Annotated in this window: 26 protein-coding genes; 11 read left to right on the top strand and 15 right to left on the bottom strand. The window is 66.6% G+C overall.

Going from position 1 to position 26,337, the window contains the following annotated elements; all coding sequences use genetic code 11:
* Window positions 1–87 precede the first annotated feature (87 nt).
* Window positions 88–909, bottom strand: coding sequence for an IclR family transcriptional regulator (locus ACYVKR_RS17460; RefSeq protein ID WP_460482225.1), 822 nt, complete (start codon window positions 907–909; stop codon window positions 88–90).
* Between the two features lie 366 nt (window positions 910–1,275).
* On the opposite strand from ACYVKR_RS17460, the gene sauS reads away from it, so the two are divergent.
* The 3 genes from sauS (at window position 1,276) to ACYVKR_RS17475 (ending at window position 5,766) form a co-directional block, all read left to right on the top strand.
* A complete protein-coding gene (sauS, locus tag ACYVKR_RS17465; protein WP_460482226.1) occupies window positions 1,276–2,715 on the top strand; it encodes an aldehyde dehydrogenase family protein in 1,440 nt (479 codons plus the stop codon).
* Window positions 2,712–4,256, top strand: a complete 1,545-nt coding sequence (locus ACYVKR_RS17470) for an acyl-CoA synthetase family protein (RefSeq protein ID WP_460482227.1) — start codon at window positions 2,712–2,714, stop codon at window positions 4,254–4,256. Before sauS ends, ACYVKR_RS17470 begins: the two co-directional genes overlap by 4 nt.
* A gap of 205 nt (window positions 4,257–4,461) precedes the next feature.
* On the top strand, window positions 4,462–5,766 hold the full coding sequence (locus ACYVKR_RS17475) for an MFS transporter (protein ID WP_460482228.1): 1,305 nt from the start codon (window positions 4,462–4,464) through the stop codon (window positions 5,764–5,766).
* Between the two features lie 5 nt (window positions 5,767–5,771).
* On the opposite strand, the gene ACYVKR_RS17480 is transcribed toward ACYVKR_RS17475, so the two are convergent.
* The 3 genes from ACYVKR_RS17480 to ACYVKR_RS17490 all read right to left on the bottom strand — a co-directional run bounded on the left by ACYVKR_RS17480 (window position 5,772) and on the right by ACYVKR_RS17490 (window position 8,797).
* Window positions 5,772–6,647 carry a sulfurtransferase gene (locus tag ACYVKR_RS17480; RefSeq protein ID WP_460482229.1) on the bottom strand — a complete coding sequence of 292 codons (876 nt, stop codon included), beginning with the start codon at window positions 6,645–6,647 and terminating at the stop codon, window positions 5,772–5,774.
* 51 nt (window positions 6,648–6,698) lie between these two features.
* Entirely contained in the window at window positions 6,699–7,577 is an 879-nt protein-coding gene (locus ACYVKR_RS17485; RefSeq protein ID WP_460482230.1) for a DMT family transporter, read from the bottom strand.
* Window positions 7,578–7,657: 80 nt separating this feature from the next.
* Window positions 7,658–8,797, bottom strand: coding sequence for an aromatic ring-hydroxylating oxygenase subunit alpha (locus ACYVKR_RS17490; protein WP_460482231.1), 1,140 nt, complete (start codon window positions 8,795–8,797; stop codon window positions 7,658–7,660).
* Between the two features lie 230 nt (window positions 8,798–9,027).
* On the opposite strand from ACYVKR_RS17490, the gene xseB reads away from it, so the two are divergent.
* From xseB to ACYVKR_RS17510, 4 genes are all read left to right on the top strand, one after another.
* Window positions 9,028–9,270 carry an exodeoxyribonuclease VII small subunit gene (gene xseB, locus ACYVKR_RS17495; RefSeq protein WP_460482232.1) on the top strand — a complete coding sequence of 81 codons (243 nt, stop codon included), beginning with the start codon at window positions 9,028–9,030 and terminating at the stop codon, window positions 9,268–9,270.
* The gene (locus tag ACYVKR_RS17500; RefSeq protein ID WP_460482233.1) at window positions 9,267–10,190 is read left to right on the top strand and encodes a polyprenyl synthetase family protein; all 924 of its coding nucleotides are present in this window, start codon (window positions 9,267–9,269) and stop codon (window positions 10,188–10,190) included. Before xseB ends, ACYVKR_RS17500 begins: the two co-directional genes overlap by 4 nt.
* 54 nt (window positions 10,191–10,244) lie before the next feature.
* A complete protein-coding gene (gene dxs, locus ACYVKR_RS17505) occupies window positions 10,245–12,149 on the top strand; it encodes a 1-deoxy-D-xylulose-5-phosphate synthase (protein WP_460482234.1) in 1,905 nt (634 codons plus the stop codon).
* 191 nt (window positions 12,150–12,340) lie between these two features.
* A complete protein-coding gene (locus tag ACYVKR_RS17510) occupies window positions 12,341–13,420 on the top strand; it encodes a TRAP transporter substrate-binding protein (protein ID WP_460482235.1) in 1,080 nt (359 codons plus the stop codon).
* A gap of 18 nt (window positions 13,421–13,438) precedes the next feature.
* Here the strand turns inward: ACYVKR_RS17510 and ACYVKR_RS17515 are convergent, their stop codons facing one another.
* From ACYVKR_RS17515 to ACYVKR_RS17525, 3 genes are read right to left on the bottom strand one after another with little or no spacing between them, the layout of a single operon-like run.
* The gene (locus ACYVKR_RS17515) at window positions 13,439–13,885 is read right to left on the bottom strand and encodes a hypothetical protein (protein WP_460482236.1); all 447 of its coding nucleotides are present in this window, start codon (window positions 13,883–13,885) and stop codon (window positions 13,439–13,441) included.
* A complete protein-coding gene (locus ACYVKR_RS17520) occupies window positions 13,882–15,399 on the bottom strand; it encodes a TRAP transporter large permease (RefSeq protein WP_460482237.1) in 1,518 nt (505 codons plus the stop codon). Before ACYVKR_RS17520 ends, ACYVKR_RS17515 begins: the two co-directional genes overlap by 4 nt.
* Before the next feature lie 18 nt (window positions 15,400–15,417).
* Window positions 15,418–15,957, bottom strand: coding sequence for a TRAP transporter small permease subunit (locus ACYVKR_RS17525; protein WP_460482238.1), 540 nt, complete (start codon window positions 15,955–15,957; stop codon window positions 15,418–15,420).
* A gap of 329 nt (window positions 15,958–16,286) precedes the next feature.
* Between ACYVKR_RS17525 and ACYVKR_RS17530 the strand changes: the two genes are divergently transcribed.
* Complete coding sequence (locus tag ACYVKR_RS17530) at window positions 16,287–16,892, top strand: OmpA family protein (RefSeq protein WP_460482239.1); 606 nt, start codon at window positions 16,287–16,289, stop codon at window positions 16,890–16,892.
* Between the two features lie 69 nt (window positions 16,893–16,961).
* Here the strand turns inward: ACYVKR_RS17530 and modC are convergent, their stop codons facing one another.
* From modC to modA, 3 genes are all read right to left on the bottom strand, one after another.
* Entirely contained in the window at window positions 16,962–18,068 is a 1,107-nt protein-coding gene (modC, locus tag ACYVKR_RS17535; RefSeq protein WP_460482240.1) for a molybdenum ABC transporter ATP-binding protein, read from the bottom strand.
* Complete coding sequence (gene modB, locus ACYVKR_RS17540; RefSeq protein ID WP_460482241.1) at window positions 18,065–18,757, bottom strand: molybdate ABC transporter permease subunit; 693 nt, start codon at window positions 18,755–18,757, stop codon at window positions 18,065–18,067. The genes modC and modB overlap by 4 nt, the downstream gene beginning before the upstream one ends.
* 103 nt (window positions 18,758–18,860) lie before the next feature.
* Window positions 18,861–19,613, bottom strand: a complete 753-nt coding sequence (gene modA, locus ACYVKR_RS17545; RefSeq protein WP_460482242.1) for a molybdate ABC transporter substrate-binding protein — start codon at window positions 19,611–19,613, stop codon at window positions 18,861–18,863.
* 77 nt (window positions 19,614–19,690) lie between these two features.
* Between modA and ACYVKR_RS17550 the strand changes: the two genes are divergently transcribed.
* Entirely contained in the window at window positions 19,691–20,485 is a 795-nt protein-coding gene (locus ACYVKR_RS17550) for a TOBE domain-containing protein (protein WP_460482243.1), read from the top strand.
* 12 nt (window positions 20,486–20,497) lie between these two features.
* Here the strand turns inward: ACYVKR_RS17550 and ACYVKR_RS17555 are convergent, their stop codons facing one another.
* Window positions 20,498–21,451, bottom strand: coding sequence for a hydroxymethylglutaryl-CoA lyase (locus ACYVKR_RS17555; protein ID WP_460482244.1), 954 nt, complete (start codon window positions 21,449–21,451; stop codon window positions 20,498–20,500).
* A 160-nt stretch (window positions 21,452–21,611) separates the two neighbouring features.
* Here ACYVKR_RS17555 and ACYVKR_RS17560 point away from each other — a divergent pair, with 160 nt between their 5' ends.
* The gene (locus ACYVKR_RS17560) at window positions 21,612–22,763 is read left to right on the top strand and encodes a CaiB/BaiF CoA transferase family protein (protein ID WP_460482245.1); all 1,152 of its coding nucleotides are present in this window, start codon (window positions 21,612–21,614) and stop codon (window positions 22,761–22,763) included.
* Here ACYVKR_RS17560 and ACYVKR_RS17565 read toward each other — a convergent pair.
* From ACYVKR_RS17565 to ACYVKR_RS17580, 4 genes are all read right to left on the bottom strand, one after another.
* Window positions 22,744–23,742, bottom strand: a complete 999-nt coding sequence (locus ACYVKR_RS17565; protein WP_460482246.1) for a Bug family tripartite tricarboxylate transporter substrate binding protein — start codon at window positions 23,740–23,742, stop codon at window positions 22,744–22,746. The genes ACYVKR_RS17560 and ACYVKR_RS17565 overlap by 20 nt on opposite strands.
* 132 nt (window positions 23,743–23,874) lie before the next feature.
* On the bottom strand, window positions 23,875–24,768 hold the full coding sequence (locus tag ACYVKR_RS17570) for a LysR family transcriptional regulator (RefSeq protein WP_460482247.1): 894 nt from the start codon (window positions 24,766–24,768) through the stop codon (window positions 23,875–23,877).
* Between the two features lie 15 nt (window positions 24,769–24,783).
* Window positions 24,784–25,233 (bottom strand): low molecular weight protein-tyrosine-phosphatase, encoded by a 450-nt coding sequence (locus ACYVKR_RS17575; RefSeq protein ID WP_460482248.1) that lies wholly within the window; start codon window positions 25,231–25,233, stop codon window positions 24,784–24,786.
* 28 nt (window positions 25,234–25,261) lie between these two features.
* The gene (locus ACYVKR_RS17580; protein WP_460482249.1) at window positions 25,262–25,627 is read right to left on the bottom strand and encodes a hypothetical protein; all 366 of its coding nucleotides are present in this window, start codon (window positions 25,625–25,627) and stop codon (window positions 25,262–25,264) included.
* Between the two features lie 45 nt (window positions 25,628–25,672).
* Between ACYVKR_RS17580 and ACYVKR_RS17585 the strand changes: the two genes are divergently transcribed.
* Window positions 25,673–26,278, top strand: a complete 606-nt coding sequence (locus ACYVKR_RS17585; RefSeq protein ID WP_460482250.1) for an ABC transporter ATP-binding protein — start codon at window positions 25,673–25,675, stop codon at window positions 26,276–26,278.
* Window positions 26,279–26,337: the final 59 nt, after the last annotated feature.

A 26,337-nucleotide genomic window follows, 5' to 3' on the forward strand; every position in this document is an offset into this window, starting at 1 on the left:
TCATCGTCAGGCTCTTATCCTGCAACACCCCCCGTGCCCTCAAGGCCGGGGGGTTTTGTGTTTTGCGGCTTGGTGTTTTTGGAGGCCTTAAAGGTCAGTCAACGCTTCAGATGGGAGCATGCCAGCTGAAGCGATACGTTCATCCGGAACATCGAAAGTTTGTGCCAGCCGATCGGCAACCCCCCGAAGCCGGGACTCCCATGCCATCAATTCGGCCATGCTGAATTGCTGAGTGCTGGCCTGAATGGCAACGGCGGCGCCAGCCCTGTACGGAGTGAGCATGACCGGCACCGCTATGGCGATGACGCCGGGTATGTATTCACCTCGATTCAGGCCCAGGCGGCGTTTGCGCGTGTCGTCCAGCTCTGCCCGGAGCAGCGCGGTATCGGAAATGGTGAGCTCGGTCCAGTGCCTCAATGGCAGGCGGCGCAATAGCCTTTCGCGTTGCTGTTTGGGCAGCAGACTCATGAGCAGTTTGCCGCTGGCCGTGCAATGGAATGGCACGCGCGTACCCGGGGTGAGCTTGGCATTCGCACTCCAGTTGGCCTCCACCCGATCCAGATAGACCACTGCATCTCCGCTGGAAATGACCAGGTTGCAGCTGGCCTGCACCTTGTCGGCAAGCTCTTGCAAAATGGCGCGCCGCTCGGCGGCCGGCCCGGTGGTCATCAGCAGGTTAATGGCCATTTGCCGCACGCGGCTGGAGCACACATAGTGGTGCTGGCCCGGGCCGTCACGATTCACCAGCCACGCGGACTCCAGCTGCTTAAGCAGCCGGTGCACCGACTGCTTGGGCAGATCCATGCGCGTGCTGATTTCAGTAAGCGCAAGCGGTTCGCGGGCCTGTGCCAGCAATTCGATGATACGAAATGCGCGAATGGCCGCGGCATTGGACTGGGTGGATGTCATGGGCGAGTATGGCCTCGTTCAAATCGTCAACATGCTCTCGGTTTGAAAGTCACAGGAAGCAGGGCGCTTGCCTGAAGTTTGCGCGACTGCAGTTCAGCTGCCACAAGCACTCTGCTGGTGTTGCGCAGCCATCTTGTCCCGAAATCCGCACTTTTACATTTGTGCTGCTTGGCGTTTCGCACCAAATGCAAAAAACGGGACACCTTTTTTCCCAAAACCCCTAGCCTTTGAATCTGTCAGGCACGCAAGGGGCGGGCTTGGTAGGCCCGCATGCCAAGCAAGTACTGAACTGCAGCCTGTGCCTTGTCCGTCGCAAGAACCGGCGCAAGGCGTCCCGGAATGTTCATGTCAGCAAAGGAGCAAACGATGGAAGTCCAAGAGGTGTCAAGAGTGCAATCACCGACCGCACAGCAGGTGGTGGCCGATCTCATCAAGCGGGCACGCGCAGCGCAAGCCGGCTTTGCGAAGCTCGGTCAGCAAGGCATGGACGATGCCGTTGCCGCAGTGGGCTGGGCCATCATGGAGCCGGAGCGCAATCGCCAGTTGGCAGAGCTTGCGGTTCAGGAGACGGGGCTTGGCAATGTGGAGGACAAGGTCACCAAGAACCACCGCAAGACATTGGGCCTGCTGCGCGATCTGAAGGGGGTGAGGACGCACGGCGCGATCGCCGAAAGCAAGTCCACGGGCATCACCGAATTTGCGCGCCCCGTGGGAGTCGTGGCGGCCATCACGCCATCAACCAACCCGGGTGCGACACCGGCCAACAACATCATCAATGCGCTCAAGTGTGGCAACGCGGTGATCGTTGCTCCGTCGCCCAAAGGGCTGGCGGTGAGCCAGATGCTGCTGAACTTCATCCATGCGGAGTTGAGCAAATGCGGTTTGCCTGTAGATCTGGTGCAGGTGCTGCCTGCTCCCATCAGCAAGGCATTGACCGCGGAACTCATGCAGCAGGCCGACCTGGTGATTGCTACCGGTTCGCAGGCCAATGTGTGCATGGCCTATACCTGCGGCACTCCGGCATTTGGCGTGGGGGCGGGGAATGTGGCCTCGGTCGTAGATAGCTCGGCCGATGTGAAGCAAGCCGCCAGCCTGATCGTTGCCTCCAAGACCTTCGACAACGCCACGAGCTGCTCCTCGGAGAACAGCATGGTGGTTCTGGACGAGGTTCGCGACGCCATGTTGCAAGCTATACGCGACCTGGGGGGGCTGCTGCTGAGCAACCAGGAGAAGCTGCGCCTGCAGGCCATCATGTGGCGCCAGGGAAAGCTGAGCGACGCGGTGACCGGCAAGTCTGCTCGGCACATTGCCGAATTGGTGGGTATTGACTGGCGTGGTCGCATTGCCCTGGAGGCACCCACCGTGCTGATGGTGGAGGAGCGCGGTATTGGCGAAGAGCACCCGTTCTCGGGGGAGAAGCTTTCGCCGGTGTTGGCTGTATACGGAGCCCAGAGTTTCAGTGACGCCTGCACCATGGTGCAAAAGATCTATGGCTACATGGGCGCAGGGCATTCGGTGAGCCTGCATTCGGCAGACGAGGAGCAGGCGCTTTATCTGGCGCAGAACCTGCCTGTGGCACGGGTCATCCTCAACCAGGCTCATTGCTTCGCCACGGGTGGCAATTTCAACAATGGTCTGCCGTTCTCGCTGTCGATGGGGTGCGGCACCTGGGGCGGCAACAACTTCTCGGACAACCTGAACTATCGCTTCTACATGAATGTGACGCGCGTCGCCCGCACGATTGCCGAGAACAAGCCCACGGTCGAAGACCTGCTGGGTGACTATTTTCGGAGGTGGGGCGTATGACTGTCGACAAGACTATTCGCAGCCTCGCTGAACTGATAGACCGTCGTGCCCGGGAGCGTGGCGCGGCATCCTTCATGGTCAACGTGCAGAACGGGCAGGCACTGTCATTTGCCGAACTGCGCGAGCAGGTGCTCAGGCTGCGGGACAACCTCGACGCCATAGGCCTCGTACCGGGTGACAAGGTGTCCGTCTACATGCCCAACGGGCCGCTGCCCGCGATGCTTTTGCTCGGCATTATGGCCAGCGGGCTGGTCGTCAATCCGGTCAACCTGCTCAGCCAGCCTTCGCAACTGGCCTATGTGCTGGGCCATTCGGACACCCGGCTGGTCTTCACCAGCCAAGAGCATCTGCTGGCCTTGCAGCAGGCATTGGGGCCGGTGGAGCGCGATGTGGCGATAGTGCTTTGCGATCCGGAGGCCATGGTGGTGCCGCCGATCCCAACGTCGGCCGGCGGTGCCAAGCCGGGACAATTGCTTGCACATCGCATCCGGCCTGACGAGCCGGCGCTCATCATGTACACGTCCGGCACCACGGGGGTGCCCAAGGGGGTTCTGCTCAGCCACGCGAACCTGACCGCGAATGCGAACAGCATCAGCGAGGTGCATCAGCTGGCCGAAGGCGATCGCGTGATGGTGTCCTTGCCGCTCTACCATATCAATGCATTGGTGGTGGCCCTGGTGACGCCCCTGTTCCATGGTGGCTCGCTGGCCATGTCGCCCAGGTTCTCGGCCAGCACCTTCTGGGCGGATGTGTGCAGGTTCGAATGTACCTGGATCAATGTGGTGCCCACCATCATCGCGTACCTGCTCAATGACGAGGCGGGCGCCGAGGGCCGCGATCTGCGACGCATCCGGTTCTGCCGCTCGGCGTCGGCGGCGCTGGCCCCCGAACACCACCGCGCCTTCGAGACGCGCTTCGGGCTGGGCATCATCGAGACCATGGGCCTGACCGAGACTGCCGCCCCCGCATTCAGCAATCCGCTGGATGCCAAAGCGCGCCGCATCGGCAGCGTGGGGCAGGCGGCGGGAACCCGGGCGGCAGTGATGGACTTGGGCGGCGGCTTTGTGCCGGCGGGCGAACGCGGTGAGATCGTGTTGCAGGGGCCGAACGTGATGCAAGGCTACTACAAGGACGCTGGGCGCACGCGCGAGGCCTTCACGCCGGACGGTTGGCTGCGCACGGGCGACATCGGCTACCAGGATGCGGATGGTTTTTTCTACGTCACCGGGCGATCGAAGGAGCTGATCATCAAGGGCGGCGAGAACATCGCGCCGCGCGAGATCGATGAGGCCGTGCTCAAACACCCCGGCGTGCTGGAGGCCGCCGCCGTGGGGATTCCCCATCCCGAGTATGGCCAGGACATCGCCGTCTATCTGGTGATGCGCCAAGGCGCTGCGTTCGACGTATCCGATCTGCGCCGCCACTGTCTGGCAGAGCTGGGCAACTACAAGTGCCCCAGCCGCTTCGTGCTGATGGCCGAGCTGCCGCGCGGGCCATCCGGAAAGCTCCAGCGCCTGAAGCTGCTCAACCCCGCGGCCTGAGGGCCAGGGCTGAGGCAAACCCAAAGAGGCCAACGCTGCGCCTTCGATCCGAAAGCCTGGCCAGAGCCTGTGGGGCACCGATCTGCCGAAAGGAGATTTTTTGCTATTCGTGTGCGGCGCGCATCCCTGGGCGCCGCCACCTGTGACATGACCTGAAACAAGGCCCCCCGGCACTTCGCCGAGGCAAGGGCCCAAGGAGACAAACATGCAACGCAGAGTCAAAACCCATCACATGATCCTGGGCGTGATGTGCCTGATGTACTTCATCGCCTATATCGACCGGGTGAACATGTCGGTGGCCGCCCCGATGATCAAGGAGGAAATGGGCCTGAGCAATCTCCAACTGGGCCTGGTGTTCTCGGCCTTTGCTTATCCCTACGCGGCCATGCAGATCATGGGCGGCTGGCTGGCGGATCGATTCGGGCCGCACAAGGTGCTGGCGGTGCTGTCGCTGATCTGGGGCGTGGCCACCTTGCTGACTGGCTTCGTCGGATCGCTGGTGGCCTTGCTGGTGCTGCGCCTGGCGCTGGGCCTGGGCGAGGGCGGTGCATTTCTCACGGCGACTCGGGCGTTCACCTATTGGATTCCCGTCGCGCAACGCGGTTTTGCCCAGGGCATCACACATTCGTTTTCGCGCCTGGGCGGTGCGGTCACGCCGCCGCTGGTCGTGGCCATCATCGCCGTGGCCGGGTGGCGCGAGTCCTTCATCGTGCTGGGTGCGGTGAGCATCGGCTGGACGGTGCTGTATTGGTTCACCTTCCGCGATACACCGCAGCAGCACCCGCGCATCACCCGTGAAGAGCTTGCCGAAATCAATGCCGGCCGCACGGACAAGCCCAAGGCCGACAAAGAAGCAACGCCCTGGAAGCGCCTGATCAGCGGCATGTGGAAGGTGACCCTGGTGGATTTTTGCTACGGTTGGACGCTGTGGGTGTTCCTGACCTGGCTGCCTTCCTATCTGAAGGATGCGCGCGGCTTCAACCTCAAGGAAATGGCCATGTACACCGCACTGCCGCTGCTGGCAGGTGTGGTTGGTGACACCTTGGGCGGTGTGATCTCCGACAGGCTGTTCACGCGCACCGGAAATCTGCGCTTTGCACGCATCTCTGTGCTGGTGTTCGGCCTGGTGGGGGCGTTGGTATTCATGGTTCCCATGATCTCGGCGGACAGCGCCATGATGGCCGTGCTGCTGCTGTCCGCCTCGTTCTTCTGCCTGGAGCTGACCAATGCGGTGCTATGGAGCCTGCCGATCGATATTGCGGGTGACTATGCGGGCACGGCCTCGGGCATGATGAACACAGGCTTTGGCGTCGCCGGCATGGTCTCACCCGTGGTCTTCGGCTACCTGATCCAGACCACGGGCAGCTATTCCTTGCCATTCATGATCTCCGCCGGCCTGCTGGGGTTTGGCGCCTTCATGGCGCTCTTCATCAACCCTCTGCAGACAGTCAAACGCCCGCCGCAGAACCTGGCGACGGGCATGCATTGGTCCGGCGCCGGTTCCAGCTAGGGCATTCAGCCCTTTTCCACCGGGCGGCCGGGGTCGCTGCACCACTCGCTCCAGCTGCCGGCAAACAGCGCCGTCGGGGCGTAGCCAGCGATCTCCATGGCAATGAGGTTGGGCAGGGCGCTGACGCCGCTGCCGCACTGGTGGACCACGCTGGCGGCATCGCGTCCGGCCAGCAGTTGGTCGAATTCGCCGCGCAGCTCGGCCGCGGGCTTGAATAGGCCATTGGCGGCGATGTTGGAGGTGAAGGGGCGGTTCAGGGCGCCGGGGATGTGGCCGGCGACCGGGTCCAGCGGCTCGACCTCGCCGCGGTAGCGCGCCGGTGCCCGTGCATCGATGACGGTCTGGCCAGCCTGGCCCAAGGCGGCTCGCACCTGGGTGGCGGTACGCAGTTCGCGCAGCGGCGGCTTGAGCTCGAAGTTCGATTGGAAATGGGCTGCGGGCGCACCGGTTTCTGCGGCTCCGCCCGCGGCTTGCCAAGCCTGCCAGCCGCCGTCGAGCACGGCGACAGCATCGTGGCCCAGCCATTTCAGCATCCACCACAGGCGGCCGGCGTAGTTGACGCCATTGCGGTCGTAGACGACGGCCTGCATGTCGTTACGCAGGCCGACCTGCGACAGCCAGATCGCAAAGCGTTCGCGGCTGGGCAGGGGGTGGCGGCCGCCCGAGGCGGTGGGCGGGGCATCCGGGCCGACGACATGGACGCTCAGGTCCTTGTCGAGATCGGCATGGACCGCGCCGGGAATATGGGCTTGCAGGTAGTGCTCGCGGCCGGCGGCGGGGTTGGCGAGGTCGAAGCTGCAGTCAAAGACCATCAGCGACTGGGGGCTGCAGGCCTGCAGGGCCTGCAGCTGGGCAACGGAAACGAGGGTGGTGTATGACATGTCGGGCGGTTCTCCTATCCAGGCCACCCTATTTTGCACGCCAGGGCGCCGCTATTTGCGCAAGGTGGTGGCCGCGATGCCGCTGCCCACGATCAAGGCCATGCCGATCCAGCCGATGAGCGGGATCTCGTCGCCGAAGATGGCGATGCTGTAGATGCTGGCGAATACGATGCCCGAGTACTGCAGCGTGGCCACGGTGAGCGTGGCGCGCCGCGTGGTGGCGGTGGCGTAGGCCTTGGTCATGCACAACTGGCCGCCGGTGGCGAACAGGCCCACGGGGATGAGCCACAGCGTGGCCCAGCCCGCAAACGGCGAGATACCGGCGAAGCCCATGACGATGGCGCCCGCGACGATGGAGCCGACGGCAAAGTAGAACACCACCCGCTCCTCGGGCTCGCCCAGGCGCGAGAGCGCCACGACCTGCATGTAGGCCAGCGCGGACAGCATGCCCGACAGCAGGCCGAGCAGGCCGGCGAACATCTGCTCGTGGTCGATGCTGGGGCGCAGCAGCAGCACCACGCCGGCAAAACCGGTCAGCAGGGTCAGCACCATGGGGATCTGCAGGTCGGGCAGCGGCTGCTCGGGCCGGGGGCGCCATTGCAGCAGCACGCTGCCGACGACGAACAGGCCCACCCACAGGCTGCTCATGTAGTTCAGCGTCATGCCGGTGGCCAGGGGCAGCTTGGTGACCGTGTAGAACCACATGGCCATGGAGCAGGTGCCGACGAAGCTGCGCCAGACGTGCATCATCGGGTACTGGGTGCGCAGCGATATCTGCTGCCGGCGGGCCAGCAGCCACAGCAGCGCCACGCTGACCAGCCCGCGGTAGAAGATGATTTCCCCGGTATGGAAGTAGGCGGACGCATACTTGATGCAGACCCCCATGGTGGCGAACATGAAGGCGGCGACAACCATCCAGAGGGCTTGCATGGTACTGATTTGTAATGAAAATAGCTGCTAGCGCTTATGGGTAAAGCGCTAGCAGCTATTGATTTTATAGTGTTTGCGGATCAGCGGCTGGGAACGGCGTCGCCCAGGTTGCTGCGGTACCACTCGTGGAAATGCTGCATGCCATCCTCCATGGGGCTCTGGTAGGGGCCGACCTCGTTGTCGCCGCGGTCATAGAGCGCGCGGCGGCCGGCGTCCATGCGCTCGGCGATCTCGTCATCCTCGATGCAGGTCTCCATGTAGGCGGCGCGCTGGGCCTCGACGAACTCGGGCTCGAAGGCGCTGATTTCCTCGGGGTAGTAGAACTCCACCATGTTCAGCGTCTTCTCGGGGCTGATCGGGTGCAGCGTCGAGACGGTGAGCACATGCGGGTACCACTCCACCATGATGTGCGGGTAGTAGGTCAGCCAGATCGCGCCGCGCTCGGGCATTTCGCCGCGGCGGTAGTTCAGCAGCACCTCGTGCCACTTCTTGTAGGTGTCGGAGCCGGGGCGGCCGAAGGTCGGCGCCACGCCCACGGTCTGCACCGAGTACTCCTTGCCGAACTCCCAGGTCAGGTCGTCGCAGGTGACGAAGTTGCCCAGTCCGGGGTGGAAGGGGCCGACGTGGTAGTCCTCCAGATAGACCTCGATGAAGGTCTTCCAGTTGTAGTTGCACTCGTGCAGCTCGACGTGGTCGAGCACGAAGCCGTCGAAGCTCAGCGCCGCGCGTGGGCCCATGCCGGCCAGGTCGGCGGCGATGTCGCGGCCGTTGTCCTCGAACAGCAGGCCGTTCCACTCGCGCAGCCGGTAGTTGTTCAGGTTCAGGCACGGGTCGTGCGCGAAATGCGGAGCGCCCAGCAGCTCGCCGCTGGGGCTGTAGGTCCAGCGGTGCAGCGGGCACACGATGTTGCCGCCGGCACTGCCTTTCTGCTGCTGGTTCAGCGAGCCGCGCCCCTTGAGCATCACGGCCTGGCGATGGCGGCACACGTTTGAGACGAGCTCTGCCTGGCCCTGGGCGTTGCGCACCAGCGCGCGGCCTCCGCTTTCCTGCGGCAGGGCAAAATAGTCGCCAGGCTCGGGAATGGCGAGCTGGTGCCCCACATAGCGGGGACCGGTCTTGAAAATGGTTTCCATCTCGCGCTCGAAGAGCTGCGGATCGAAGTAGCTTGAAACTGGAAGTTGGCTTGCGGCCTGCTGCAGTTGAAGACTTAAATCAGACATGGGGGACCTGACCTAAAGACTCCCCACAGGGAGGGTGCGCGTGCGCACAAAGTAGAAAAAATGAAACCGGCGACGGACGGCCGGTTCAACGAAGAAATGGGATTATAGGCAGTGGGGTTATTCCCGTTTGAATTTTGCGTGAATTGCCGGGGGGCGGGCGGCCCTGCGCCGGTATTGCCGGGACACCGCCTAAAATCATCCCTTTTACCCTGGCGACACAGCCCAGCCCCATGCCCAAGGCCCCCAGCAAGAACACCCCGGATGCCCCCACCAGCTACGAAGCCGCTTTGCAGGAGCTGGAGGGCCTGGTTGCGCTGATCGAATCCGGCCAGCTGCCGCTGGACCAGATGCTGAGCAGCTATCAGCGGGGCGCCACCTTGCTGGCCTACTGCCGGGGCAAGCTCGAGGCCGTGCAAGACCAGATCAAGCTGCTGGAAGACGGCCAGCTCAAAGCCTGGACCACAGAAGAATGACCGTGATGGATGCAATCGCCGTGCAGGCCGGCTTCGACGCCTGGTGCCGTGATGAACTCGCGCGCGTGGAGCGTGCGCTCGCCGAATGGATAGCGGCCGACGCCCCAGCCGGGCTGGGCGACCCCATGCGCTATGCAGTGCTCGATGGTGGCAAGCGCCTGCGGCCGCTGCTGGTGCTGGCAGCAGCCCAGTCGGCCGGCGAGCCGAGCGCGCCCAGCCGCGAGGCCAGCCTGCGCGCGGGCTGTGCGGTGGAGCTGATCCATGCCTACTCGCTGGTGCACGACGACATGCCCTGCATGGACAACGACGTGCTGCGCCGGGGCAAGCCCACGGTGCATGTGCAGTTCGGCGAGGCGCGGGCCCTGCTGGCGGGCGATGCGCTGCAGGCGCTGGCGTTCGAACTGCTCACGCCCGAGCACCTGCAGATCCCCGATGCCCTGCAGGCGCGGCTGTGCCGCCAATTGGCGCTGGCCGCGGGCTACAACGGCATGGCGGGCGGCCAGGCGATTGACCTCGCCAGCGTCGGCAAGCAGCTGACCCAGGCACAATTGCAGCAGATGCACCGGCTCAAGACGGGTGCGCTGCTGCAGGCCAGCGTCGAGATGGGCGCCGCGTGCGCGGGCATCCACGGCGCGGCCTTCGACGCATTGCGCCGCTACGGCGCCAGCCTGGGGTTGGCCTTCCAGGTGATCGATGACGTGCTCGACGTGGTGGCCGATTCCGCCACGCTGGGCAAGACGGCGGGCAAGGATGCGGCGAGCGACAAGCCCACCTATGTGTCGCTGATGGGGCTGGATGCCGCGCGCGCCTATGCGAACGAGCTGCTGGCCGAGGCGCAGGCAGCGCTGGCCGAGAGCGGCCTGCCTTCGGTGCAGCACCTGTCCGCGCTGGCGGACATGGTGGTGCGGCGCAGCCATTGACACGCGGCAGGCCCCACGGCCCCGGTGATACCCGATTGATTTCTGAATAGCGTTATGCCCACGAACCACTACCCTTTGCTCAGCCGGATCGACGATCCGGCCGACCTGCGCAAACTCTCGCGTTCCGAACTGAAAAGCCTGGCCAAGGAGCTGCGCGAGTTCGTGCTCGAGAGCGTGTCGAAGACGGGCGGGCATCTCAGCTCGAACCTGGGCACCGTGGAGCTGACCATTGCGCTGCACGCGGTCTACCACACGCCGCACGACCGCTTCGTGTGGGACGTGGGCCACCAGACCTACCCGCACAAGATCCTTACCGGCCGGCGCGACCGCATGCCGGGCCTGCGCCAGTTGGGCGGCATCTCGGGCTTTCCGCTGCGCAGCGAGAGCGAGTACGACGCCTTCGGCACCGCGCACTCCAGCACCAGCATCTCGGCAGCCTTGGGCATGGCCGAGGCCTCGCGCCTCAAGGGCGAGGACCGGCAGGCCGTGGCTATCATCGGCGATGGCGCGATGACGGCCGGCATGGCCTTCGAGGCGCTGAACAACGCCGGTGTGTCCGAGGCCAACCTGCTGGTCATCCTGAACGACAACGACATGAGCATCAGCCCGCCGGTGGGCGCGCTGAACCGCTACCTGGCGCAGCTGATGAGCGGGCGTTTCTATGCCAAGGCGCGCGACGTGGGCAAGAGCGTGCTGCGGCAGGTGCCGCCGCTGCTCGAGCTGGCCAAGCGCCTGGAGCAGCAGGCCAAGGGCATGGTCGTGCCTGCCACGCTGTTCGAGAACTTCGGCTTCAACTACATCGGCCCGATCGACGGCCATGACCTCGATTCGCTGATCCCCACGCTTGAGAACATCCGCCAGCTCAAGGGCCCACAGTTTTTGCATGTGGTCACCAAGAAGGGGCAGGGCTACAAGCTGGCCGAAGCCGATCCGGTGGCCTACCACGGCCCCGGCAAGTTCGATCCGCACATCGGCCTGGTCAAGCCCGCCACGCCGCCCAAGCAGACCTTCACGCAGGTCTTCGGCCAGTGGCTGTGCGACATGGCGGCGAAGGACGAGCGGCTGGTCGGCATCACGCCTGCGATGCGTGAAGGCTCGGGCATGGTGGAGTTCGAAAAGCGCTTCCCGGCGCGCTACTTCGACGTGGGCATCGCCGAACAGCATGCCGTCACCTTTGCGGGCGGCCTGGCCTGCGAGGGGCTCAAGCCCGTGGTGGCCATCTATTCCACCTTCCTGCAGCGGGCCTACGACCAGCTCATCCATGATGTGGCGCTGCAGAACCTGCCGGTGGTGTTCGCGCTCGACCGCGCGGGCCTGGTCGGCGCCGATGGCGCCACGCACGCTGGTAACTACGACATCCCCTTCGTGCGCTGCATACCCAACATGAGCGTGGCCTGCCCGGCGGACGAGCGTGAGTGCCGGCAGCTGCTGACCACGGCATACGAGCAGGACCATCCGGTCACCGTGCGCTATCCGCGCGGCGCTGGCGTGGGCATTGCGCCCGAGGCCGGCCTCGACGGCCTGCCGCTGGGCAAGGGCGAGATCCGCCGCCAGGCCCAAGGCGCTCGCACCGGTCAGCCGCGCATTGCGATCCTGGCCTTCGGCACCTTGCTGTACCCCGCGCTGCAGGCCGCCGAAAGCCTGGACGCTACCGTCGCCAACATGCGCTGGGCCAAGCCGCTGGACACCGAGTTGCTGCAGCAGCTCGCGCAGTCGCACGATGCACTGGTCACCGTTGAGGACGGCGCCATCATGGGCGGCGCTGGCAGTGCCGTCATGGAGGCATTGCAGGCCGTGGGCTACAGCCTGCCGGTGCTGCAGCTCGGCTTCTCCGACGTGTTCATCGAGCACGGCGACCCCGCCAAGCTGCTGGCCCTGCAGGGCTTGGATGCCGCGGGCATCGAGGCGGCCATACGCCAGCGTTTCGGCGCTGCCGCCAAGCACTCTGCCGCAGCCTGAGGCCCGCACTCCCGGCATGCTGCCGCATGCCGCGGCATAACGCGATAGGGGCTGCGCCCTGCGTAGGATTGCGAAAGGGTTAACCCCCTTCTGTCATCAACGCAACCATTTCTACAATCGGCCAGCCTTGTTGTGTTGTAAAGTTTTGCATCACACAAATCGTGTTTAATTTTTTTATGGAGTGTGGATTCATGGACCGTCGTTCCTTGATCAAAAATGCCGGTATCGCCGGCGTGTTGGCCGCAGGCATTGCGCCTGCCGTGCATGCCCAGGCCGCGATCCGCTGGCGCCTGGCCTCCAGCTTCCCCAAGTCGCTCGACACCATCTACGGCACCGCCGAAGTGTTCTCGAAGCAAGTCAGTGCCATGACGGGCGGCAAGTTCCAGATCTCCGTGCATGCGGGCGGCGAAATCATGCCCGCCTTTGGCGTGGTGGATGGCATCCAGAGCGGTGCCGTGGAAATGGCGCATACCGCGCCTTATTACTTCTACGGCAAGGACCCGACCTTCTGCCTGGGCTGCGCCGTGCCTTTCGGCTTCAACTCACGCCAGATGACGGCCTGGATGTACGAAGGCAACGGCCTCAAGCTGATGCGCGAGTTCTACGCCAAGTACAACATCATCAACCTGCCCGGCGGCAACACGGGCACGCAGATGGGCGGCTGGTTCCGCAAGGAAATCAAGACCGTGGCCGACCTCAAGGGCCTCAAGTTCCGCACCAACCCGTTCGCGGGCAAGGTGCTGGAGCCGTTCGGCGTGATTCCCCAGTCCATCCCCGGCGCCGACCTGTACCCCGCGCTGGAAAAGGGCACCATCGACGCGCTGGAATGGGTGGGGCCGTACGACGACCAGAAGCTGGGCTTCAACAAGGTCGCGCCGTTCTACTACTACCCCGGCTGGTGGGAAGGCGGCCCGCAGCTCGACTTCTACATTAACTCCAAGGCATGGGAAGGCCTGCCGGCCGAGTACAAGGCCGTGGTGGAGGCTGCCGCCTCGCACGCCCACATCTCCATGCAGGCCAAGTACGATGCCAAGAACCCCATCGCGCTCAAGCAGCTCGTGGGTTCGGGCACCAAGCTGCGCCCCTTCAGCAACGAGATCATGGCAGCCGCCTTCAAGTCGGCCCAGCAGGTCTACGCGGACCTGAGCAATACCAACCCCGAGTGGAAGAAGGTCTACGCCGACTACTCCAAGTTCCTGGCTGACGAGAACGCCTGGTTCCGCTTCGGCGAAGGCCTGTTCGACCGCTTCATGCAGCAGCAGAAGCTGTAATCACGCAGAGCCCATGGCTCAAGAAGCCCCGCCGGTCTCCGGTGGGGCTTTTTTTATCTGGGCCTGCACCACGCGCTCGCCAAAGGCCGCTAATAGCTGGGCGTCGGCCGCGTGCATCCAGATCACGAGGCCGCTCTTCTTGCGCACCAGCATGCGCGGCGAGACGATGGCGGCAAACCACGGCCAGTGCACGATCTTGAAGGTGGCGACATCCCGCGCCTGCACGCGCTTGTCCCAGAGCCAGGTCTGCAGCAGCTCGTCGCCGTCGAGCCGCGTGCGGCTGAACCAGATCCACCAGCCGACCCAGACAATGAGCACCGCCGCCAGGCCGTAGGTGGCCAGGCTGGCGAAGCTCCAGGGCACCGCGCGCAGCGTGGGAAGGGAATACAGGCCAAAGGCGGCCAGGGCCGCCACGATGGCCACCGCCAGTGCGCGCACCAGCGGGGGGTAGGCAGGGCAGCTCACTGTGCTGTGCTGGCGGGCTGCTCGGGCGCCGGGGGCTCAGGCGCCTTGTCGCCGAACGGGTTGTTCGGGTCGGGGGCGTCGGCATTGAGGGACGGATCTTCGGTCGGCATGTCGAGCTGCACCTTGTCCACGTCCACCACCACTTCCTTGTCGAGGAAGACGGTCACCGTCTGCGGCACGAAGATCACGATGGCCACCAGCACCAGCTGCAGCACCACCCAGGGAATGGAGCCCATGTAGATGTCGCTGGACTTCACGGGCTTGTCGATGCGTTTTTCCTTGAACAGCGTGTCGGAGATGCCGCGCAGGTAGAACAGTGCAAAGCCGAAGGGCGGGTGCATGAAGCTGGTCTGCATGTTCACGCACAGCAGCACGCCGAACCACACCAGGTCGATGCCCAGCTTGTGGGCCACGGGGCCGAGCAGCGGCAGGATGATGAACGCGATCTCGAAGAAGTCGAGGAAGAACGCGAGGAAGAAGATGAACACGTTCACCGCGATCAGGAAGCCCAGCTGGCCGCCCGGCAGGTCGCTGAGCATGTGCTCGATCCACACCGCGCCGTCCACGCCCTGGAACACCAGCGAGAACACGCGAGAGCCGATGAGGATGAACACCACCATCGCGGTCATGCGCATGGTGCCGTCCATGGCATCCTTGAGCAGGGTCCAGTTGAGTCGCTTGTGGATGGCGGCCAGCACCAGCGAGCCCACGGCACCCATGGCACCGGCCTCGGTGGGGGTGGCGATGGCGTGGTCCATGAAGGGCAGGCCGCCCATGGAACCCAGCACCGCGAAGATCAGGATGGCCGAGGGGATGATGCCGCGCAGGCACTTGCCCCACAGCGCCCAGCCGTGCAGCGTGCGCGCCGACTTGGGCAGGCCGGGGACGGCGCTGGGGCGGATGCGGCCCAGGACGAAGGTGTAGAGCGCGAACAGCACCACCTGCAGGATGGCCGGACCCCATGCGCCCTTGTACATCTCGCCCACCGAGCGGCCCAATTGGTCGGCCATCACGATCAGCACCAGCGATGGCGGCACCAGCTGTGTGATCGTGCCGGATGCCGCGAGCACGCCCGTGGAATAGCGCATGTCGTAGCCATAGCGGATCATGACCGGCAGCGAGATCATCGCCATGGCAATCACCTGGCCTGCCACCGTGCCGGTGATGGCGCCGAGGATGAAGCCCACGATGATGACCGAGTAGCCCAGCCCGCCGCGGATGGGGCCGAACAGCTGGCCCATCGAGTCGAGCATGTCCTCCGCCAATCCGCATTTCTCTAGCACCGCCCCCATGAGCGTGAAGAACGGAATGGCGAGCAGCAGATCGTTGCTGAGAATGCCGAACATGTTGATCGGCAGCGTGGACATGAAGTTGGCCGGAAACCAGCCCATTTCAATCGCGAAGAAGCCGCAGAACAGTCCCAGCGCCGCGAGCGAGAACGCGACGGGGAAGCCGATCAGCATGATGATGATCAGCCCCGTGAACATCACCGGGGCGAAGTTTTCCATGTGCATTTGTTTCGTCCTGGTGGTTTATTGCACTGGCTTTTCGTAGTGCGTGTTCATTTCGTACTTGCCAGCCAGGTAGGCCACGCGCTTGATGATCTCGGCCACGCCCTGGAGAAAGACCATGCCGAAGCCCACGGGCAGCAACAGGCCCACGGGCCAGCGGATCAGCCCGCCGATGTTGCCCGACATCTCCTTGGTGACGTACATGTTCATGAAGAATGGCCAGGTCAGCCAGGTGAGCAGCCCCATGACGGGCAGCAGGAAGAAGATGAGGCCGAACAGATCGATCAGCACCGGCCCCTTGCCACGCAGCTTGCCGTAGAAGATATCCACGCGCACGTGCTCATTGAGCTTGAGCACCAAGGGAGCACCGAGCATCACCGTGGCGCCGAACAGGTACCACTGGATTTCCAGCCAGGCGTTGGAGCTGGTGTCGAGGCCATAGCGCACAAAGGCGTTGCCGGCAGAGATGACGGCGGCGGCAAGCACTGCCCAGGCTGCTAATTTGCTCAGCCTGATGGATATCCAATCCATGCCCATTGCCAGCTTGAGAAGCACTGACATGGTGTGTCTCCTTGAGGGGGAACGGAACAAAAATAGCCCAAGGTATTGGGCTGAGGGCGGGCGTTGTAGACCCTGCCGAATCGTACCCTTTGACACAAGTGAATTTGACGCTGATCACCTAGGGTTTTCCTTGTATTTTCCATAGCAATCCAGCCATGCTGTCTCTTGGGGAACAGGCAAACTGTGCCGGCGGAGCTTGCGCAGTTGCGCGGCGCCGGGCGATAATGCCCGGCGTTTTTGTGCGGTGCGGCAATCGCCTGCTGCCGATGGCACGCATGACGGGCTCCGGGCCTGTTTCCCCTATTAGCACCGACTGGAGTTGGACGGATATGTCTTCGCAGAATGATGATCGTGATGAACGCTTTGCCCTGGGCCTGATCTTTGCCCTGATCACCCTGGTGGTGCTCAGCGTGCTGGGTTTTGGCGCCTACAAGGGCGTGCATGGCGCCAAGGCCGGTGCCGCGCAGGGCGTGGTCAAGGCGCAGGCCGCCGACGGCCAGGCTGCGGGTGCTGCCGCTGGCGCAGCCGGCGCTGCTGGTGCCGCAGCGGGTGCCGGTGGTGCTGCAGCAGGCGGCGCGGCCGCAGGTGCTGCCGTCGAGGTGGACGAGGCCCGCGTGCTGGTGGAAAACGGTGTGGTGAAGTTCTACTTCGCCACCGCCAAGGCCGAGCTGGCGCCCGGCGCCAACGAGGCGCTGGCCGACGTGGTGGCTGCCGCCAAGGCCGGCAAGCGCGCCGTGATTTCGGGCTACACCGATGCCACCGGCGATGCCGACAAGAACGCCGAGCTGGCCAAGCAGCGCGCCATCGCCGTGCGCGAGGCGCTGGCGGCCCTGGGCGTGGCCGAGGACAAGCTTGACCTGCGCAAGCCCGAGTCGGTGAACGCCACCGGCAGCAATGCCGAGGCGCGCCGCGTCGAAGTGAAGATCGGCGAATAAGCTTTTCTGGTTTTCAGCAAAACAGTCCGGCATTGCCGGGCTGTTTTGTTTTTAAGAAGCACCAGCGGTCTACTGCATCACCGCCACGCCCTTGATCTGCGCCTGCACGGCCATGCCGGCCGCAAGCTGCAGCTGGTGGGCCGAGCGGGTGGAGATGCGCGCCAGCAGCACCGCGGCGTCGGCCGCCGCCTCCATCTGCAGCCGCACCAGGGTGTTGCCGTCGGCCTGCTGCTGCAGGCCCAGCACCGTGCAGGGCACGATGTTGAGCAGGCTGGTGGCCTGCGGCGGCACCAGGGCCAGGCTCACGTCGCGCGCCAGGATGCGCAGCCGCACGGCGCTGCCGGGCTGCAGGCCGTGCAAGCCGGTGGGCGCCTGCGTCCAGTGCAGCAATTGCTTGCCTGTGCCCACGCGCATGCTCCACACGTGGTCCTGCGCGTCGTAGTGGGTGACGCTGCCGTCGACCAGGGTGGAGGCCGCCTCGTCCTGCGCCAGCGGCGAATCGGGGCGGGTGAAGATGGTGCCGGTGGGCCCTTGGGCGGTGACCGCGCCCTGGTGCATCAGCACCACATGCTGGGCCAGCTTGGCGACCTCGTCGATGGCGTGGGTGACGTAGAGCACCGGAATGCGCAGCTCGCGCGTGATGCCCGCGATGTAGGGCAGCAGCTCGCGCTTGCGCTCGGCGTCCAGCGCGGCCAGCGGCTCGTCCATCAGCAGCAGACGGGGGCTGGTGGCCAGCGCGCGGGCCAGCGCCACGCGCTGGGCCTCGCCGCCCGAGAGGTGGGCGATGCCGCGGTCCAGCAGGTGGGCGATGCCCAGCAGCTCGATGGCGCGCTCCAAGGCAATGCGGGGGCGGTCGCCGCGGATGCGGCGCAGGCCGTATTCCACGTTCTGCCGCACCGACAGGTGGGCGAACAGGTTCGCCTCCTGGAACACATAGCCGAGCTGGCGCTGGTGTGTGGGCAGCCACTGGCGGGCCGCGTCGTCCTGCCAGGCCTGGCCGTTGACCACGATGCGCGCCTGCTGCGGCCGCACCAGGCCGGCCAGCGCGCGCAGCGCCGTGGTCTTGCCGCAGCCGGACGGGCCGAACAGCGCCGTCACGCCCTCGCCGGGCAGCTGCACATCCATCTGCAGCCGGAATGCGCCGCGCTGCACGGCAAACCGTGCGTCTATGCTCACAGCACCCCCTCGCGCGCGCGGCCGTTCTTCTGCACCAGGTTCAGCGCCATCAGCACCACGAAGGAGAACGCCACCATGCCGCCGGCCAGCCAGTGCGCCTGGGCGTACTCCATGGCCTCGACATGGTCGTAGATCTGCACCGACACCACGCGCGTCGCGCCAGGGATGTTGCCGCCCAGCATCAGCACGACGCCGAACTCGCCCACGGTGTGCGCAAAGCTCAGGATGGCCGCGGTCACGAAGCCCGGGCGTGCCAGCGGCAGCGCCACGCTGAAGAAGCGGTCCCAGGGGCTGGCGCCCAGCGTGGCCGCCGCGTCCAGCGGCTTGCGGCCCATGGCCTCGAAGGCCCGCTGCAGCGGCTGCACCGCAAAGGGCATGGAATAGATCAGCGAGCCCACGACCAGGCCGGAAAAGGTGAAGGGCAGGGCGCCCAGGCCCAGCCACTGCGTGAGCTGGCCGCCCCAGCCATGCGGCCCCAGCAGCACTAGCAGGTAGAAGCCGATCACCGTCGGCGGCAGCACCAGCGGCAGCGCCACCACCGCGCCCACCGGCCCGCGCCAGCGCGACGCGGTGTTGGCCAGCCACCAGGCGATGGGCGTGCACAGCACCAGCAGCAGCACCGTGGTGGTGGCGGCGAGCCGCAGCGTGAGCGCGATGGCCTGCAGGTCTTGGCTGCTCAGCAGGGGCATGGGCTATCAAAAAAGAGAGCTGCTGGCGCTTGTTGCATCAGGTTTTCAATATCAAAAGTATTCAAGATCATTGCAGGATGAGCGCCAGCAGCTCCTGTTTTTATCAGAAGCCGTAGCCGTAGGCCTTGATGATGGCGCGCGCCTTGTCGCCCTTGAGGTACTGCATCAGCGCCGTGGCGGCCGGGTTGACCTCGGCGCGGCGCAGCACCACGGCGTCCTGGCGGATGGGCTCGTGCATCTCGTCCGGCACCTGCCAGTATGAGCCCTTGTCGATCTTGCCGTCCACCATCACCTGCGACAGCGCGACGAAGCCCAGCGGCGCGTTGCCGGTGGAGACGAACTGGAAGGTCTGGCCGATGTTTTCGCCCTGCACGAAGCGCGGCTGCACGCTGTCCAGCAGGCCGAGCTTTTGCAGCGTCTGCGTCGCGGCCAGGCCGTAGGGCGCGAGCTTGGGATTGGCGATGGCGATGTGCTTGAAGTCGCCGGTCTTCAGCACCTGGCCCTGGGCGTCCACATAGCTGGGCTGGGCGCTCCACAGCACCAGGCGGCCGATGGCATAGGTGAAGCGGCTGCCGGGCACGGTGCGCTCTTCCTTGTCCATCTTGGCGGGCGTGCTGTCGTCGGCCGACAGGAACACGTCGAACGGCGCGCCGTTGGCCATCTGCGCGTAGAACTTGCCGGTGGCGCCGAACGACAGCACGGCCTTGTGGCCGGTGTCGGCCTCGAACAGCGGCGCGATCTTCTGCATCGGCGCCGTGAAGTTGGCGGCCACGGCCACGTTCACCTCGGCGGCCTGCGCGCCCGCGGCGGCAACCAGCACGAGTGCGGCGATGGTGATGGATCGAAATGGCGGCATGTCTTCCTCGCTATTCATGTTGAGAATAGCGCTGAGTGTAATCACAAATACCCACGGGCATGCGATCATTGCCAGCCATGAAGACATCCGCATCATTGACCGCGGCCCTGGGAGAGCGCCGCGCCGACCGGCGCATCGAGGTGCTGCGCCAGGTCCAGCTCACCGGCTCGATCTCGCAGGCCGCCCGCGAGGTGGGCATCAGCTACAAGGCCGCCTGGCAGGCGGTGGAGACGCTGACCAACCTGGCCGGCGTGCCGCTGGTGGCGCGCAGCGTGGGCGGCACGGGCGGCGGCGGCGCCACGCTCACGCCCGACGCGCTGTTGCTGCTGGAGGCCGCCGACGCGATGGTCTATGCGCGCGGCGACGTGCAGCGCGCGCTGCAGGACAAGGCCCGCGCCGGCGACGCCGGCAAGAGCGCCGCCGCCACAGCGCTGGCCCGGCTGTCGGTGCGCACCAGCATGCGCAACCAGTGGCCCTGCGTGGTCGAGCGGCTGAGCCCGCGCGGCGCGCTGGTGGTGGCGCACCTGCGTGGCGAGGGCGCGGCGCAGGACTTCGCGCTGCAGGCCACCATCACGCAGGAGAGCGCGCAGCTGCTGGGCCTGCACGCCGGCATGCCGGTGCTGGCGCTGTGCAAGGCCACCGCGGTGGAAGTGGTGTGGGCCGGCGAGGACGCCGAGGCCGCGCCCAACCACTGGCGCGGCAAGATCACGCGCATCTCGCGCAGCCCGCAGGCGAGCGAGGTGGCGCTGCAGCTGGCCGGCGGCGTGCACATCGTCGGCTTTGCCACCGACACCAACGGCATGCGCGTGCGCAGCGTGGCGCAGGTGCGCATGCACCCGTCGGCGGTGGTGCTGGCGCTGGTGGACGGGTAGCGGCGGGCGGGCTCAGCCCTGCGCGGCCTGCTGGGCCTGCAGCGGATGCAGGCGCAGGCGCGGCCCCGCGCGCATGACCTGCCCCGGCAGGTCGCGGCCCAGCAGCGCCTGCAGCTCGTGCGCGACGGCGATCAGCCGCTCCAGGTCGATGCCGGTCTCCACGCCCAGGCACTGCAGCAGGTGCACCGTGTCCTCGGTGCAGACATTGCCGGTGGCGCCCGGCGCGAACGGGCAGCCGCCGATGCCGCCCAGCGACGACTCGTACTGCAGCACGCCCATGGACAGGCCCTGCATCACATTGGCCAGCCCCAGCCCGCGCGTGTTGTGGAAGTGCAGCGCGACAGGCAGCCCGGGCAGGCGGCGCTGCAGCGCATCCACCGTGGCGGCCACCAGCGGCGGCGTCGCCATGCCGGTGGTGTCGCCCAGCGTGATGCCGGCAAAGCCCAGCGCGGCGAAGTGCTCTGCGATGGCCAGCACGCGGTCGATCTGCACGTCGCCCTCGAAGGGGCAGCCGAACGCACAGGCGATGGCGCCCTTGAGGCGGATGGGCGCGCCCGCGGCGGCCTGCGCGATCTCGCGGATGTCGGCCAGCGAGTCGGCGATGCCGCGGTTCAGGTTCTTGCGGTTGTGGCTCTCCGAGGCCGAGACGAAGACCACGGCCTCGTCGGCCTCGGCCGCGATGGCGCGCTCGACGCCGCGCCAGTTGGGCGCGAGCACGGCCAGCGCCACGCCGGGGCGACGCCGCACGGCGGCCAGCAGCTCGGCCGCGTCGCGCAGCTGGGGCACGGCGCGGGGCGACACGAAGGACGTGGCCTCGAAGTGCCGGATGCCCGCGTCCATCAAGGATTCCAGCAGGCGCAGTTTGGTGGCGGTGGGAATGAACTCGCTTTCCATCTGCAGGCCATCGCGCAGGCCGACTTCGGTGATCGAGACGCGGGCGGGATAGGGCTGGGTGGTGTGGGGCATGGCCGCAGCATATCGCCGCGCCCGCCATGGCCGCGATGGCATTTCGCCATGCTGCCATCGCGCAATGCGAGGCATGCGCGCGCATTCACGACGCGTCGGGGTGCTGCTATGCGCGATAGTGGCCGGCATCCGCATTCCGCCTCCTGGCCTGTTTTAGCCCATGCAACTCGATGGCATCCGCATCGTCGACCTGACGCGCATCCTCTCCGGCCCGTTCTGCACCATGCTGCTGGCCGACCTGGGCGCCGACGTGGTCAAGATCGAAACCCCCGACGGCGACCCGGTGCGCGGGCAGGGCGAGATCGTCGACGGCCTGAGCTGGTACTTCGCCGCGTTCAACCGCAACAAGCGCTCGGTGGTGCTGGACCTGCGCAGCCCCGAGGGGCTGGACCAGCTGCGCCACCTGCTTCGCGGCGCCGACGTGGTGGTCGACAACTTCCGCCCCGGCGTGATGGAGGCCATGGGCCTGGGCTGGGAGGCGCTGCAGCAGCTCTCGCCCGGCATCATCCATACCAGCATCAGCGGCTTCGGCGCGGACGGCCCCTATGCCAGCCGCCCGGCCTTCGACTTCATCGCGCAGGCCATGAGCGGCTTCATGAGCCTGAACGGCGATGCCGCCAGCGGCCCGCTGCGCAGCGGTGCGCCGATCAGCGACCTGATCGCCGGCAACTACGCGGCGCTGGGCACCGTGGCCGCGCTGCTGCGGCGGGCGCAGACCGGCCAGGGCGAGCGCGTGGGCGCGGCGCTGACGGACGGGCTCATCAGCTACGGCGCGTTTGCCAGCGCCAACTTCTTCGCCAACGGGCAGTTGCCGGTGGCCACCGGCAACGACCATTCGCTGGTCGCGCCCTACGGCCTGTTCGCCGCGGCGGATGGAGAGATCGCCGTCGCGCCCTCCAACGATGCCGTCTACCAGAAGCTGCTGGGCGCGCTCGACCTGCTGGCGCTGAACGACGACCCGCGCTTTGCCAGCAATGCTGCGCGCGTGCGGCACCGCGCGCAGATCAACGCCTTGATCAACGCCGTGACGGTGCGCCAGGGCAAGGCGCACTGGATCGAGGTGCTGAACCGCGCCGGCGTGCCCTGCGGCCTGGTGCAGAACCTGGCCGAGGTCTATGCCGACCCGCAGGTGCAGCACCAGCAGATGGTGATCGATGTGCCGCACCCCGGCCACGGCACGGTGCGCATGCTGGGCTTTGCGCTCAAGTTCGGTCAGCAGCCCTGCGCGGTGCGCCGGCCGGCGCCCGGCCTGGGCGAGCACACCGCCGAGGTGCTGCGCGAGTGCGGCTACCTCAGCCCAGCTCCAGCTTGAGGCCGGTCGCGGCCACGGTCTCGCGCCACTTGCGGCTGTCCTGCCGCAGCCGCTGCTCCAGCGCCTGCGTGCTGATCGGCTGCGGCTCGCCGCCCTGGCTGAGGATGGCGCTGCGGATCTCGTCGCTGCCGAGCACCTGGTTGATGGCCGCGTGCAGGCGCTCGACGACGGCGGCCGGCACCCCCTTGGGCGCGAAGACGCCATACCAGGTGGAGACATCGAAGCCCGCCAGTCCCTGCTCGGCAACGCTGGGCACGTCGGGCAGCGCGGGGTTGCGCCGGGCGGAGGTGACCGCCAGCGCCCGCAGCTTGCCGGCCTTGAGCTGCCCCATCACCGACGGGATGGACGCGGCCAGCATCTGCACCTGGCCGCCCAGCGTGTCCGCCAGCGCCGGGCCCGAGCCCTTGTATGGCACGTGGCGCAGCCGGATTTTGGCCTCGTGCGCGAACAGCTCCACCGACAGGTGGGTGATGGTGCCGGTGCCGGGCGACGCATAGGCGAGCGTGTCGGGCGCCTGGCGCGCGGCGGCAATCAGTTCGCCCAGGTTGCGGTGCGGCGATGCGGCGGGCACCACGTAGACCAGCGGCGAATCGGCGACCAGCGCCACGGCCTGCAGGTCGCGCAGTGGGTCGTAGGGCAGGCTCTGGTAGAACAGCGGCGCGATCACCAGGTTGTCGAGCTGGCCCATGACCAGGGTGTGCCCGCTGGCCTCGGCCTTGGCCGCCTCGGCGATGCCTATGGTGCCGCCGGCGCCCGCGCGGTTGTCGGGCACCAGGGTCCAGCCGGTGGCTTCGCCGAGCCGGGTGGCGATGGTGCGCGAGAGAAAGTCCGTGCCCCCGCCCGGCGGGAACGGCACGATCAGGCGTATGGGCTTGCTGGGCCAGCCGCCGGCCGTGCCCTGGGCGTGAAGGGCCGGCGCCAGGCCCGCGGCCAGCGCGGCCGCGATGGCGCTGCGCCGGGAAATCATTGGTGCTGTCATCTGCCGGTCTCCATGTCTAGCCGCTGGCGTGCAGGGATGATGGAGCGCCCGGCGGGCCGGCGCCTTCGCAAAAAGGCGGGCAGGCATCGACTTCAGCGATGCTTGCGGCGGGCTTCGCGCTGTGCGTGCCGCTCAGGCCGGGTTGTCGACGGGGCGCAGGTGCTCCAGCAGCAGGCGCGCGGCGGCCGGCAGCCCTTCGCCCTGGCGCACGCCCATGTAGAGCTGGCGCACGGCCCAGGCGTCGTTGAGGTCGACGAGCACGAAGCCGCTCTGCACGAAGCGCCGCACCGCCGCGATCGGCGCCACGCACACGCCCAGGCCCGCGCTCACCATGGCGATCATCGCGTCGTACGAGGTGACGTGAAAGCGCGGCGTGAAGCCGCGCTCCATGCGGCCGGCCGCGCGCAGCAGCATGTCGTTCGCGGCCGAGCCGCGGTGCATGGCGATGTGCTCGTAGGGCAGGGTGGCCTCGAAGGCTACGGACTCCTGCGCGGCCAGCGCATGGTCGCGCGGCACGACCAGCGCCATGCGGTCCTGCCGATAGGGCAGCACGGTGAGATGCCGGGCGTCGGGCGACTCGGTGAAGATGCCGATGTCGGCCGCGTTCTCCAGCACCATGCGCGTGACCGTGGTGCTGATGCGCTCCTCGAGGTCGACCTTCACGCGCGGGTGCAGCTCCAGGAATCGCGCCAGGTCGTGCGCCAGGAACTGGGTGATGGACGACAGGTTCGCGGCCAGCCGCACATGGCCCGATACGCCGCTGGCAAAGTCGCGGATCTCCAGCGCCAGGTCTTCGGCGCCGTGCAGCAGCGCCCGCGCGCCGCGCGCCAGCGCGAGGCCGGCCTCGCTGGGCTCCACGCCGCGCGCCTTGCGGATCAAGAGCGGCGTGCCGATCGTGCGCTCCAGCTCCGATACCCGCTTGCTCAGTGCCGAGGTGGCGATGTGCTCGCGCTCGGCTGCGGCGGCGATCGTGCCTTCCTCGACGACCGCGACGAACAGCTGCAGCGAATAGAGGTTCAGCCGCATGCCAAGGTCCTGGCGTCAGCGCGGCAGCGCCCGCAGCACGCCTTCGCAGGCGTCCTCGACCAGGTCCAGCACCTGCTCGAAGCCGGCGTCGCCGCCGTAGTAGGGATCGGGTACACCGGTGTTGGCGTGGCGGCTGCAGTATTCGGTCAGCAGGTGCAGCTTGTGCTGCTGCGCGGCGGGGCAGCGCTGGCGCAGCAGGCTCAGGTTGTGCGCGTCCATCGCCAGGATCAGGTCGAAGCGCTCGAAGTCCGCCGCGCCCACCTGCCGCGCCCGCAGGTCCGACAGGTCGTAGCCGCGCCGCAGCGCATGCTTTTGCGAGCGCCGGTCGGACGGCTCGCCGACATGGTAGTCGTGTGTGCCGCAGGAATCCACCTGCACCTGATCGGCCAGGCCCTGCTGCGCCAGCAGGTGGCGCATCACGCCGTGCGCGGTGGGGCTGCGGCAAATGTTTCCAGTGCAAACCATCAGAATCCGAACCATGCGCTGCTCCCCGTCAATCCCAGGACGAGCCCCATTGTGCGTCGAAAGCCTCGGCAAACGCGTCCGAGCCACTCAGGCTGAGCGCCAGCTGCAGCCGGGCGGTGTGCGCCAGGCTGGCGTGCTCGATGCTGCCGGTGCGCGCCGAGAACTGGATGGCCAGTGGCCGCCCGTCGGCATCCTGCAATTGCAGGTCGTAGTGCCAGGCATGACCGTCGTCCAGCGGGCCGGGCTTGCCGGCCTGCTTCGCGGCCCAGCCCAGCACCTGCACCAGCTCGCGCTCCAGCTGCGGCCAACGGGCCGCGTCCACATCCGCGAGGGCGTCCCAGGTGGTGGTGCCTTCGCCGTCGTCGCTGCGTTCGAAATCCAGATACTCAAGCATGGTGGGCGCATTATGCTATCTTTTCAGGAGTTAAGGAGACGGCTTATGGTTTTGGAGATGCGCGCGCTGGGCTTTGCCTACGACCCGGCCGTGCCGGTGTTGGCCGGCTGGAGCTGGTCGGCCCCGCCGGGCGTGGTGCAACTGCTGGGGGGCGATGGCGCGGGCAAGACCACGGCGCTGCAGCTGCTGGCCGGGGCGCTGGCGCCCACTCGCGGCGAGATTCTCGGCGTGGCGGCCGAGCGTTTCTGGTTCGACCTGCGCGATCCGCAGGCGCTGGGCCCGCGCGAGCGGCCGGTGGCGCAGTGGGCCGATGGCGTGCTGGCGCAGCACCCCCGGGCCGACCGCGCGGCGCTGCAGGCACAACTGCAGGACTGGGGTCTGGCCGAGCACTGGCACAAGCCGCTGCTGGCGCTGTCCACCGGCACGCTGCGCAAGGCGGTGATGGCCGTGGGCATGGCCAGCGGCGCGCCGCTGGTGCTGCTGGACGAGCCGCTGTCGGGACTGGACAAGCCCTCGATCCGCCAACTGCTGCAGGTGCTGGCCGAAGCCGCACCCCTGGTGCAGGCGCGCGGCCAGCACTGGGTGCTGGCGCACTACGAGCCGCTGCTGGACGGCGGCGCGGCCGTGCACACGGTGCATTTACCCACCTGATACACATGTAAGGAAAAACGGCGGCGAGCGCTTTATGCCCTTGGGTATGATGCTCTCAT

It is taken from the genome of Comamonas humi (genome assembly GCF_054782535.1).